Raw genomic sequence first — 12,500 nt, forward strand, 5'->3', positions numbered from 1 at the left:
GCGGCGCAGAGAAGACGAATGATGGGTTATTGTATCAAATGCATTTGCGAGTTTATCGAAATTTACAGTTTGCACCTTGCAAAGCGCAGTTATAAAAAAGGCGATGAGCTTGATCCGAGCCAGATTAGTCGTGCCCTTAAAATGGGTGTGTAGTGTTTCGGTTAATTCTGTACTTTTGAAGTTAGCATTGGTTTTCATGTTCTTGAGAGATGTTTGAGAATACCCTTCTAAGATACTGATCACCAATGCTTTATACTAATTTTTTAACATTTAATTTGCTGGTTATCAGCGGGTTATATTTTTGTCATGTACTAAACCTTTCGGCATAAACCCGATGAGTCGCATTTTGATTTTCAACTGCTAACATACGAGCAATCAGAGATAAAACAGCAGTATTAGTATACACAATCGCTGTGTAAATTTTACCTGCGTCTGACTCACTATTCTTTTACAATTTGAACAGTTTTTTGACCATCTTTTGATTTTATGTTCAGAAAGTAAACTCCCGGAGCCGCTTTGAAATCTATGCTTGCATTGGCAGTGTTGTGAACTTTTGTGGTATAAATCAGTTTTCCGTTAACGTCGGAAATGGACAAGGTTGCATTAGTAATTGATTTTTCGAATGCGATATATACAATTTCCGTTATAGGGTTTGGATAAACAGTTAGTGTATTGATCTGATCAGGTTCGTTTAAACCTACGGATATAATGGCAACACATTCTGACGTGCCCACACAACCTCCTTCTGTAATTTCAACTGCGTAGTTCCCATTTGCGGAAGCTGTAAATGATTGATTCGTTGCCCCGATAATGGGTATGTCGTTATTATCACAATCTAACCATTGGTAAGTTCCATTTGCATTATTGGCGGTGATGGTTATCGCGTTAACAGAAGTGGTTACATCCATATCTACCCAGGAGATTGGCTGCGTTTGTGTAGAAACGTTTCCATAGCCATCTTCATACGTCCAAAGGATCTCTGTAATGGATTGATTGCTTACAGGGAAATTCAGATCAGGGTAACCCGTAATTACCTGCCCACAGTCGCCCATGGCCAGGGGGTTAGTAACATCCCAAGCTTGTAGCACGCACAATGCATTGAGTGGTGGTAAGTCAACATTATAAGGAATCGGGATGGCAGTGGCATAACAGTGAGATAACTTTTGGACCACAATATCATTGTCTCCTAACGCAGTGAAAGAATGTGTATTTACTCCCGGGTCAAAATCTACGGTGTATGTAAAATACCCTGTGGTATAAACATTCGCGGAAGCATCAACCATTATTGCATTACTAATATCGTAAGAATTACTACCATACTGCAATGCCCACACAAAATTTCCGTCTGTATCTAATTTTTGAATAAAAGCGTCAAAACTTCCAATAGAATTGAGATTCATTGTATTTGTCCCGGGATCAAAATCCGTTGTTCCCTGAAAGTAACCGGTAGTATAGACACCTCCGGCAGTATCTATAGCTATTGCAAAACCCTCATCGCCATACGTACTACCCATGCGCTTTGCCCAAAGAAAATCACCATTCGCATCCAGCTTATTAATAAAAATATCTCTTCCGCCAATCGATGTGAGGCTAAAAGTATCAGATCCCGGATCGAAATCAGCGGTATCTTCAAACCAACCTGTGGTATATACATTTTCAAAAGAATCTACAGCTATTGCTTTGCTGCGATCATAAGAATTACCACCGATTTGTTTAGCCCAAATAAAATCTCCGTCGGCATCTAATTTCTGAATAAATATATCGTTATAATCTCCAAACGCTTCCAGATTAAAGGTCTCTGATCCGGGGTCAAAATCTGCTATAGAAGTAAAGTATCCGGTTGTATAAACATGGCCCGAAGCAGCTACGGCTATTGAAGTACCAAATTCAATATCTGTACCACCCATTTGTTTGGCCCAAATGAAATTGCCATCCGTATCTAATTTTAAAACATAAATATCCCACCATCCAAATGAGGTGAGGGAATACACATCATTGCCGGGATCAAAATCTACTGTGCCCAGAAAACTCCCGATCGTATAGACATTTCCCAAAGTATCCAGGGCCAATGATGAAGCAATGGCACCCGCATCTCCTCCGGTGTGTATGGCCCATTCGAAATTACCGTTGGGATCTAATTTCAAAACATAACCTCCATCTTCGCCAGGGGCCGTAAGGCTATGGTTTTCAGGTCCCGGATCGAAATCTATTGTCCCTTGAAAGCTGCCTGCTATAAAAACATCTCCGGCGGCGTCCACGGCTATCGAATTAGCCTTGATATCAAAAGACTGGCCTATCTGCTTTACCCACAATAAATTCCCATCACCATCTAACTTTTGAATATAAATATCCCACCATCCCACGGCATCGAGGTTAACTATTTCAGGACCAGGATCTAAATCTGCCATGCCTTGAAAACGCCCTGCAGTATATACATTGCCATCGGTATCTACAGCAATCGCCTTTCCTTCTTCAGCATTAATTCCTCCCATATGACCCGCCCATTCAAGTACCGGGATTTGAGCCATTGATTGCATAGAAATTAAGAAGAGGATGCCCACGGCAATGAAATTATTTGTTGTTGTCATTTCGTTCACATTTTAGCCATTGAATGGGATTTTGACGTTAAATATAAACTTTTTAAGTTATGTAAGTCCCTTTGGGAACGTAGTTGATTTCCTTCAATTCACAATCGCCATAGAACACGATGACCGAATAAAACGGAACGGTTTTAAACTGACTGTGCAGGTTTTTTAAGGCTTTAATGTGACTATTGTTCTGCTTAATGGGATTGTAAAAGCGGTATTTTACTTTGCCGTAGTTAAGCACTTTGGTCCAGGTAGTTCTGTGGCCGTCTCCAGATATCCACCCACTCCACTTCAAATACAATGATCCTTTCTCTGGTAGCCATGACTATACCAATCTGCGAAAAATCCCCTATGCATGATTGGTTGCAATCGTGAGAACATCGGTGTGATTTTACACTTCTTAAAATTAGGCTATTTCCTCATTAATTTATTCTCAAACTGATGAAGGCCTGAAGACATTCCAACGAGCATAATTCTGTCCGTGTCCGGATAGTCCTTTATGCCGGGAAGTACGAGCGTAGAAGCTCCAACGGTCGTGTTGTACTTACTATGAAATGTAAGCTTGCCGGTTTTGGTAGAAACAAGCTTATACTCAACCTTGCAGTCTCTTGTTTGATTCATGGACTTTAGTAGTTCAATTTTCGCAGACAGGACATAGTCAGCATTGAGACTGGTAATTATTGATTTGTCATTCAAAGTATCAATAGCGCTAAAGCTGGGAAGCTCGCCGTTATACTTTTCAATGATAAAATTGTATTCTGCCAGTTCTTCTGTGATTACAAAGGTCAACACCTCGTGAACTTCATCGATGGGTTGGTCAACATGTATTGTAGTGGGCTGTGAAATTATGATTTTAGTTTGTTCAGGGAGTTTAGCAGTTTCATCAATGTATAAAGTTTTACTCCCGAGTGATGCGCATGACCATAATATAATGATCAGCAGGGCGAAAAGTAAGGATTTTTGTTTCATTGGTTAATTTTAAGGTGTTCGTTTGCTTTGTAGTCGTAATTGAATAGCAGCATGTTTTACAGCTTTTAAAAAGTTTCTATCATCAAGCCACCCTCTGCTCATAAAGATGCTCCTGAAATTCTACAAACAGTCTGCTGATATTTGCAACGTCTCCCAAAATTGCTTTTGCATCTTCTAATGATTGATATTTGTTTGTCAGCAAGATTGGTAGTTTCTCCTGGTCGAGTTCATCCACTCCTGTTTCAACATATTTGCTCAATACAAAAATTAAAAATTCCTTTTGTTTGTCGTTGAGTAGTGCAAATATTGTTGCTTCTGCTGCTTTCGCTCTGGCTTCTCGTGTCATTGCGATATAATCGCCATTGAAAACATATTCCAACACATCATAAAGATCGCTTTTCTCCATATCCACCAACTTCTGCAAAGTCAGTAAGTCATCTTTTGGAAAACCGGCTGCATCTAATTTTTCTAATAATGTTCTTCTTGTTAGCGGATTGCTCCACAGCCTCCGCAATTCTTCTTCATCTTTGAAAAGTCTGGGTAATTCACCAAACAGATTATTCAAAAATTCTTCTGCCGAAACAGGCTTGCCATCTGCACTCCAAAATGAAGTTTGAACGGTATGCTGAATGGTTCTTTCCTTGCCATTGCGCAGTTTTATCTTTACTTTTTTCTTGCAAACACAAGGTCGCTGACCACATTTATAGCAGGGCGGCGGTGGGTCTTGAATGCATATACAAGGACTTTGCCCGCATACGCAACAAGGCTGTGGCGGTTCATACGCACACACACAAGGGTTTTGATTGCAGCTTGTGCATATCTCTTCTGCTATCGGTTCACCATCCCATTCAGGGTCAGAGAAGTGTTTATAAGCATCTACAAAATCGTAAATCGTAAAAAACTCTTTGCCGTCAAACAGTCTGGTGCCACGCCCAACAATTTGTTTAAACTCTATCATTGAATTAACCGTGCGAAGCAAAACGATATTCCGGATGTTGCGTGCATCGACTCCTGTTGAAAGTTTCTGCGAGGTAGTTAGGATGGTTGGCCGTGTTTTTTCGTTGTCCTGAAATTCTCGCAACATTCTTTCACCTTCTTCTCCATCATTGGCGGTTACCCGAACACAATAAAACGGGTCTTTGCTTTTGGCATTTTGGTTTATCACATCTCTTATCAATGCTGCGTGAGCTTGATTCGCACAGAAAATAATGGTCTTCTCGTTTTGATTGGATTCATCCAAGAAGATGTTTACTCGCTTCGCTTCACGCTCTACAATTTCGATGCTGCGGTTAAAGTCTTTTTCTTCATAGAGTTTGCCTTCTTCAATTTCGCCTTCCACTATGGTGTCATCCGAAGTGTAGCGGTAATCGTCTAAGGTGGTTTTGATGCGTTTTACTTTAAAAGGCGTTAAGAAACCGTCATTGATTCCTTCTTTTAGCGAATAGATGTAAACAGGATCACCAAAGTATTTGTAGGTGTCCACATTATCATACCTTTTTGGTGTAGCCGTCAAACCCAATTGAACTGCTGGACTGAAATATTCCAAAATACCCCGCCAATTGCTTTCGTCATTCGCTCCGCCACGATGGCACTCGTCAATGATGATAAAATCAAAATAATCTTTTGGATATTCACCAAAGTAGGGTGCAGGTTTCCCTTCTGCATCCGTTCCGCTCATAAAGGTTTGGAAAATGGTAAAGAAAATGCTGCCGTTGGTTGGTACTCTTCCTTTTTTCTTAATCTCACTGGGCTTAATCCGTACCAAGGCATCTTCCGGAAATGCCGAAAACGAGTTGAATGCCTGATTGGCTAAAATGTTTCTATCGGCCAAAAATAAAATGCGCGGCCTTCTTGCCGGCTCGTTGGGTCGGTGAGCCTGTCGAACCGTCCAACGGGTTTGAAATAATTTCCAAGCGATTTGGAAAGCGATGGCCGTCTTTCCTGTTCCTGTTGCGAGGGTGAGCAAAATACGTTCACTGCCACTTGCCAAAGCTTCCAAGGTATTATTTACGGCTATTTCCTGATAGTAGCGTAGCTGCCATGTGCCACTTTTATCTTCAAAGGGAACATTGGCAAATCTCTCTCTCCAATCATTTTGCTCTGCATAGGCTTTATTCCATAGTTGCTCGGGGCTAAGAAAGTCATTTACCAAACCTTCTTTGCCTGTTTTCATACAGATTTGGTAAATGGCTTTTCCGTTGGTACTGTAAGTAGTTTCTAATTGTAATTTTTCTGCATATTGCTTGGCTTGCATTACGCCTTCGCCAACTTCCAACTCATCACTTTTGGCTTCTATTACCGCAAGCTTAATGCCTTTATGTACTAAGATATAATCAGCGATAATCTTTTTACCACGACCGCCACCCGATTGAATTTTACCATCAGTAATATGATATTCCCGCAGCACTTTAGAGCCTTCTACAACGCCCCAACCGCAAGCTTTTAGCTTGGGGTCAATAAGTTCCGCTCTTGTTTCTGCTTCGTTCATATTGTCTGAATTAGGATTTTTAGGATTTACTGATTTTAGGATTGTTCTTGATGTAGTCTTCATTGTCTGAATGATTGACATTATACACCCTTTTAAACGCTAAACTTTTTGCTCCAAAATTTATCAGTAATCCAATAGGTAAATTATATGCCTGGCAGTAGTTCATTGCTTGCGCCAAATGGACTTCTTCCATTTTAATTAATGCTTTAATCTCAACCATAATATTTTCTTCTACGAAAAAATCGACCCTTCGTGTTCCAATATCAATTCCATCATAAAGAATGGTCATTTCCATTTCACGCTGAAAACCCAAACCTTGCTTCTCCATCTCAATTGCTAAAGCCCGTTGGTAAATTACTTCCTGAAAGCCATTACCCAAGGTGCTATGAACTTTCATAGCACAGCCAATAATTTTATGAGTAATATCTTCGTGTTTCATTACGTTTTCATTTTAATCTTATCATCCTTTAATCCAACCCATCCTAATTCAGACACTTTCAATTCCCCCGCAAACGCCTTTTGCAAAATACTCTTTTTTAACTCCTCTAAATCATTTATTTTTTGTTGGTAAATGGCTTCTAATTTCTTGGTTTCGGTATTTAGGGCATCTAATTTTTGAACGATGGTTTGTTGGGTTTTTAAGGATTTTGGAACAGGAATAGTAAAATTGACTAAGGTCTTAATTGGTAATTGTGGTTGTGCCGCCCCAGAGACGTGTTTTTTGGTTTGTTCTTTGAAAAGTCCTGAACGAAATATTTCAAATAAATAATTAGAAGCTATCCGAAGTTGATTAGGTCTAAAAATCAACATTCCTGAGTTAATTCTTATGTTGTCAAATTCAACTTCATCATTGTAAACACCAATATTTCCAATAGTTCCACGAGTTGTCATAACAACATCATTTCTTTTCAATTTACCTTTCCCCATAGCTTTGTCCTTAGCTTGGTTTATAAACATTGTTGTATCAAAAGAAAAGCCATTGGGTCTTACATTTTTAGTATTCATAAAAAGGCAATACCCATCGTCTAAAAAATCCTTTTGAGTTGGATAATTTTTACCTCTATCTCCATCAATAATTTCTACTAAATTATTATCGCCCAACGTCTTCTCCTCCCAACCATCGCCCTGTCCTTGCCCTGAGCGTGTCGAAGGGTCAAACACCCCCTGCAAATAGCTTTCAAAAAGTTCCTTGGCGTTTTTGAGATTTTGTTCGGCATTGGCTTTTGCCTTGTCTATGGCGGCAAAGGCTTTATCTAAAATGGAAACAATGCGTTGTTGTTCGGGGAGGGATTTAGGGAATTCTAAAATAACATCTTTTAAAGATGAATTAGAAATAACTGGCTGAGCTGCCTGCCTTGCATATTCACGCAAGTTTTTAAAGTTCAATAAGTATGTCAGAAAGGAGTGGTCAAAATCAAATTTAAAGTCAGTGATTTTAAAAGCATTATCTGTTAGCCAAATCATTGCATCCATATGTCTTACATTACCACATAATGCACCAACTCGCCCAATAATCACATTGCTTCCAGAAAGATTATATTCATTATGAAGTCCAGCAATTCCATTTCCACCGTATACAGGGTACTCTCCATCTTCACTCATCATTTTGCTTGTCAAACCATCTCCACTTTTTAGTTTAAAGCAATCTTCAAGCCTTTTCCTTTCCCAACCTTTTGGTAACTGAGCTTGTCGGATATGGTAATTGTGCTTGTCGAAATTCATATCAGTTCTGAAATTGAGTTTATAATATTTTTAACGGAATCCTTATCCATTTTAGAAAAAGCGAACCATTTTTTACCCAAGTCTTTTAAGGAGGCACCCAAATGATAAACCTCTTGGTTGTCTATTATCAAAAAGCGGTCGTGGCTTTTGGTAAAGGCTTTCAGCTCAAAGCCTCCATATTGTTTGCTGGCATGTTCCACGTCTAAAATCAGTTGCTTACTCACCGTTTTGCTGAGCAAGAGCACGCTTACTTCTTTGTTCTTTTTGGCTAAGTGCGTAAGTGTGTTTTCGTTTATAAAATTATCAATCAATACAATGCTCTGCTTGGCAGAGCGGATAATTTTAGAGGCTAGTTCGTAAGCGTCAAACACTTGCCCTTCAAAGAAAATGCCTTGTGTGGGGATTAAATGTGCATTTATTTGAAAATCAATCTTGTTTACTTTGGTTTTCAAAATTTCCATATTGTCTTCCATACGGTTCATTCTGTTGTTAATAGCATATCCTTTTAGCAAATAATCTTTAAGGATATTGTTTGCCCAAATACGAAACTGCGTTCCTTGTTTAGATTTTACTCTGTAGCCAACTGAGATAACAACATCCAGGTTGTAGTATTCAATCTTGCGCTTTACGGTTCTGTCGCCTTCTTTTTGAACTGTCAAGGAATCCTTGACGGTTGACTCTCTATTTAATTCCCTTTCCTTAAAACAATTATTGATATGCAAGCTTATGTTCTGCTTGGTTTGATGGAATAAGGTAGCCATTTGTTGTTGCGAAAGCCAAACGGTTTCATCCTCAATTCTTACTTCAATATGCTCGGCAAGTTCATCAGGGCGATATAAAATGATTTCATTTTTCATATCAATTCCGAAATTGAGTTTAAGATTTCAGCACTTTCTTCATCCAAGGCTTTTATTTCTTCCAAAATAGTTTGTGGTTTTCTGAGCGGTGCAGCTTCTGGCGTATTTGGATTTTTAACACTCAAATCAAAAGTGCTTTGGTCAACATCTTTCATGTTTACAGTCCAAGAGTTCTCGCTTTCTGCAAAGGTTTTCTGAAGCTCAACAAACTCCGCCAAATCATTTTCGTTGAGCGGATTGGTCTTGCCCAAATTGCGGTCGAGGTTCAAGGAGTAAAACCAAACCTTTTGTGTGGCTTTTCCTTTCTCAAAAAACAGCACTACGGTTTTTACACCTGCACCTGTAAAAGTGCCGCCTGGTAAATCTAATACGGTGTGTAGGTTGCAATTTTGCAACAACTCTTTGCGTAAAGCCACAGAGGCGTTGTCGGTATTACTTAAAAAGGTGTTTTTAATGACCACGCCTGCTTTACCGCCTGCTTTCAAAATTTTGATGAAGTGTTGTAAAAAGAGCGAAGCGGTTTCACCTGTTCTAATCGGGAAGTTTTCTTGTACTTCGGCACGTTCCTTCCCACCAAAAGGCGGATTGGCAAGCACCACATTATAACGGTCTTTTTCCTGTATGTCCGCCAAGTTTTCGGCAAGCGTGTTGGTGTGTATGATGTTGGGAGCTTCCACACCGTGCAAAATCATATTCATAATACCGATGATGTATGCCAATGATTTTTTCTCCTTGCCATAAAAAGTGCGTTTTTGTAGTGTCTCCCAATCCTTCGTTGAGAGTCCACTACCGTTCACTGAGCCTGTCGAAGTGAGGTAGTCAAATGCTTCGCACAAAAAACCCGCAGAACCTACTGCCCCGTCATAAATTTTGTCGCCAATGGTTGGTGCAACCACTTTTACAATGGTGGTAATAAGTGGACGTGGCGTGTAGTATTCTCCACCGTTTCGCCCTGCATTGCCCATGTTTTTTATTTTGTCTTCATACAAGTGGCTCATTTCGTGCTTCTCTGCATGGGTTCGGAAACGCAACTCGTCAATGCGGTTAATCACTTCACGCAAATTGTAGCCGCTTTGGATGCGGTTTTTCAATTCGCTGAAAATCTCCCCAATCTTGTATTCAATGGTATCGGCATTCTCGGCAGACAGTTTAAATTTTTTGAGGTAAGGGAAAAGTTTGCCATTTACAAAATCCAAAAGGTCGTCTCCCGTCAGGGCATTGTGGTCCACTTCGACACGCTCAGTGCCCGCACGTTTTATTTTTGGGGCTGCCCAAACGTTCCATTGGTATTCTTGGTCAATAATGGGAGTGTAGGCTTTTCCTGTGAGTTCGGCAGAAGTAGCACGGTCACGATCCAAGTCGTCCAAATACTTCAAGAACAGCACCCAAGATGTTTGTTCCACATAATCCAATTCACTACCACACCCTGCGTCCTTATGAAGTATGTCGTCTATATTTTTAAAAGTCTGTTCAAACATTTATTTTCTATCTTTTTTTATCGCTCCAGTATAGCGCGTCTAAAATAGCACTTTTGGATTGGAAAAGTGATGTAATGGAAATTTGTAGGTTTGGATTGTGGGAAATTTGATGGTTGTTAAGTAGATAAAGCATTTATCTGTGATGGATCTGTAACAGTTATGCATTACCACATGCATTAAAGGGGAGTATCTATTTGAATTTCAGATTGGTTATAAGCTCGCTTAATTCTTGGATAGTTTTGACCCCTTTAAAAGGTTTGGTAACCAAAAAAGCCACTATCATTGACTTAGAGATTTCAAGTGCTAAATTTACGTCACCCATGACAACGGTTTTTGTTCCTCCGTGAACAATTGCAGATCTTTTCCCATAAATATGTTTGAAATACTTCGCAACTCCCTTTCTTTCTTCAACATCATCTTCAAGAATAAACGCTAGCCAATCAGCAAATTGACTAACAATAGACGGTGTTATTAACGAGTTTTCATCATATTTCAACATACTTTCAATTGCAAACACAAATTGCACTAACGCTTTTGATATATCTTTTTCGTTGACACCTTTTCCGATCCATTCTATCGATCGCAATAGTCGCTTTTCTATCTCCGATTTGTTTGATTTGGAAATAAGCGTCCATATTCTATCATTTCCATTATCTAAATCTGTAAAAAAAGGATCTTCAATTTTAATGTGTGAAAATGCTTTCTTACTAATACCACGCATTCCAGCGCTAGAGTTATTGCAAATAATTCTACTTGTATTTTTCCAACCTCTAAAATTAAAAACACCTACACTCTCTATATGGCTTAAGTCACCCACCATATAGTTCATTACATTCTCAAATATTTCAGCAAGTTCATCAGCCATCTCTACGGATTTGATATTGTCACGTGAAATAACTTTTACACCTAAATAGAAATCAGACTCTCGGTCACCAAAAAATAGTCCTTCCAGTAAATCAGGATTCTTCTTATAAAGTAAGTGTTTAACATTTGAATAGCTGTAGATTGTGTAGTCCCCTAATTCTAAAATATCTCTTTCCATTTTCACTCCGTACAATTGAAAAAAGATTTCACTTTCTTCTTTTTCAATTTTCAAAAATGCTTCAAAGAAGTTTTTGAAAATAGAATCATCACATAATTTTCTCTCATCACGTAGTTTTCGGAGTAATGGGATTAGACTTGCTTGAAACTTTTTTAAGGAAATTGTTCTTTCAACTTCTTTATTAAATGAATAAAGAAGCTCTAATTTATCCTGATAAATCGCTACAGTTTTGAAGCCCTCAAACGAGACATTGGATTCTCCAATTCCGAAACATCTATATGCCTGTTTAATATCATAATCGTTTTTTACATTTTTGGTAGAAATATTCCACAACTCGTTAACTGCGTCGATTGCTTCTTTTTTATTCATTCTATCGTTTATGTGCTTACGAATTATATGAGATTTTTGTAAAATATATTTAAGACATTGATTCGTATAATAATACAATTCACAAATAACTCAATATCTCATTTTAGCATTGTCTTTGCTTTTTCCAATAGCGATAGTAGTTTTGGAAAATCTTCCTGCTTCAAAAATACATATGATTTACCATCATACTTTTCAAGTTTCAAATAGGTTGACCACTCGTTTTTGCCCCAATAACAACCTGCTTCAAATCCTCCTCTACTTTTATATGTTACTTTAGTATAGTTTTCGGGTGTAGAAGTAAAGACTTTTTCTTGCATTATTTTTAGTGATTTTATTAAACCGTCGATTTCATCTGTATCTAAAGAGGCTATTTTGGTATCTGTGTCGTAAGTACTAGCAACATCATATTTAAACCTAACCGAACTTAGTTTTTCTAAGGATATCAAATCGAGATAATGAATCACTTGAATTTCTGCCTTCTTTATTACTCCAACATCTAAAAATTCTTTTTGAATTAGCGTCCCAGCCTTAGATTAAAATAGTTCTGCATTACTTAACTCATTTTCTTTTGTATCAGTCTGCCCATATACTTGATTGAGTGCGCACGAAGCAAATAAAATAATCAGTAGCTTTTTCATTGTTCTCTTTAAATTAAGATTATGGAAAATAAGTTGAGTTAAGATACCAACGTTACGGAATTAACAATTGATATCATAAGTGAAGCGTAAAAAAGGGTTAAAATACCCCCCTTCGCTGTAAATATGCTAAGCACTTCGATTTCTCCTTCCCAGAACAACTATAAAACCCAGAATCTATGGATTCCATTGCCTTGGCAAAAACACCCCCTACCGAACCTCAAAAAAAACAATCCATGGTCTCAGTTCACCGGCAAGCACGACTTTTACCCCTACCGAAATCACAACAACCAAAACCGACATTATCACTTCAGGAATAAAAAGACGCCAGAAAGGGAGTACTTTTCTTTTT

At 38.6% G+C, this 12,500-nt stretch carries 11 protein-coding genes; all 11 read right to left on the reverse strand.

Annotated elements, in window-relative coordinates:
• A partial coding sequence (locus G3O08_RS20955) for a hypothetical protein (protein WP_449397382.1) occupies positions 1-198 on the reverse strand: 198 nt, incomplete at its 3' end.
• A gap of 242 nt (positions 199-440) precedes the next feature.
• Positions 441-2,588: an SBBP repeat-containing protein gene (locus G3O08_RS17130; protein ID WP_163286681.1), complete on the reverse strand. Its 2,148-nt coding sequence runs from the start codon at positions 2,586-2,588 to the stop codon at positions 441-443.
• A gap of 52 nt (positions 2,589-2,640) precedes the next feature.
• Positions 2,641-2,883, reverse strand: a complete 243-nt coding sequence (locus G3O08_RS17135; RefSeq protein ID WP_163286682.1) for a nuclease-related domain-containing protein — start codon at positions 2,881-2,883, stop codon at positions 2,641-2,643.
• Positions 2,884-2,999: 116 nt separating this feature from the next.
• Positions 3,000-3,557 (reverse strand): hypothetical protein, encoded by a 558-nt coding sequence (locus G3O08_RS17140; protein WP_163286683.1) that lies wholly within the window; start codon positions 3,555-3,557, stop codon positions 3,000-3,002.
• An 82-nt stretch (positions 3,558-3,639) separates the two neighbouring features.
• Positions 3,640-6,045, reverse strand: coding sequence for an EcoAI/FtnUII family type I restriction enzme subunit R (gene hsdR, locus G3O08_RS17145; RefSeq protein WP_163286708.1), 2,406 nt, complete (start codon positions 6,043-6,045; stop codon positions 3,640-3,642).
• Positions 6,046-6,064: 19 nt separating this feature from the next.
• Positions 6,065-6,484 carry a GxxExxY protein gene (locus G3O08_RS17150; RefSeq protein ID WP_163286684.1) on the reverse strand — a complete coding sequence of 140 codons (420 nt, stop codon included), beginning with the start codon at positions 6,482-6,484 and terminating at the stop codon, positions 6,065-6,067.
• Entirely contained in the window at positions 6,484-7,767 is a 1,284-nt protein-coding gene (locus G3O08_RS17155) for a restriction endonuclease subunit S (RefSeq protein WP_163286685.1), read from the reverse strand. The genes G3O08_RS17150 and G3O08_RS17155 overlap by 1 nt, the downstream gene beginning before the upstream one ends.
• Entirely contained in the window at positions 7,764-8,624 is an 861-nt protein-coding gene (gene rhuM, locus G3O08_RS17160; RefSeq protein ID WP_163286686.1) for a virulence RhuM family protein, read from the reverse strand. Before rhuM ends, G3O08_RS17155 begins: the two co-directional genes overlap by 4 nt.
• On the reverse strand, positions 8,621-10,102 hold the full coding sequence (locus G3O08_RS17165) for a class I SAM-dependent DNA methyltransferase (protein ID WP_163286687.1): 1,482 nt from the start codon (positions 10,100-10,102) through the stop codon (positions 8,621-8,623). The genes rhuM and G3O08_RS17165 overlap by 4 nt, the downstream gene beginning before the upstream one ends.
• 190 nt (positions 10,103-10,292) lie before the next feature.
• The gene (locus G3O08_RS17170; RefSeq protein WP_163286688.1) at positions 10,293-11,513 is read right to left on the reverse strand and encodes a HEPN domain-containing protein; all 1,221 of its coding nucleotides are present in this window, start codon (positions 11,511-11,513) and stop codon (positions 10,293-10,295) included.
• Between the two features lie 98 nt (positions 11,514-11,611).
• Positions 11,612-11,977, reverse strand: a complete 366-nt coding sequence (locus tag G3O08_RS17175; RefSeq protein WP_163286689.1) for a hypothetical protein — start codon at positions 11,975-11,977, stop codon at positions 11,612-11,614.
• Positions 11,978-12,500 lie beyond the last annotated feature (523 nt).

The sequence above is a fragment of the Cryomorpha ignava genome, assembly GCF_010686655.1.
Lineage (GTDB): Bacteria > Bacteroidota > Bacteroidia > Flavobacteriales_D > Cryomorphaceae > Cryomorpha > Cryomorpha ignava.